The 287-nt window shown below is 64.8% G+C and carries 1 protein-coding gene; it reads left to right on the top strand.

Annotation, left to right across the window (positions count from 1 at the left end; all coding sequences use genetic code 11):
* Window positions 1-287 (top strand): cyanophycin synthetase (locus EN804_RS36580; RefSeq protein ID WP_281407942.1); only part of this gene is annotated, 287 nt, incomplete at both ends.

Raw genomic sequence — 287 nt, 5'->3', positions numbered from 1 at the left:
TTCTCCACGAGGTCGACCTGCCGCTGGCCGGGGATTTCCAGATCGCCAATGCCCTGGTTTCGGCGGGCCTCGCCATTTCTACTGGAACGCCTGCCGCCAAAGCCCTGATGGCGTTGGAGAAATTGAAGGGCGCGCCGGGTCGGCTCGACCTCGTTGGGACAACATCCCATGGTGCGCCGGTCTATGTCGATTATGCGCACAAGCCGGACGCGCTGGAAAACGTGCTGGCGTCGGTGCGGCCGTTCACCACCGGCCGCGTCATCGTCGTGTTCGGCTGTGGCGGCGAC

The organism is Mesorhizobium sp. M8A.F.Ca.ET.161.01.1.1 (assembly GCF_004792105.1).
Lineage (GTDB): Bacteria > Pseudomonadota > Alphaproteobacteria > Rhizobiales > Rhizobiaceae > Mesorhizobium.
Note: the sequence above shows the minus strand (reverse complement) of the source record. Positions and strands in the feature narration are given on the sequence as shown.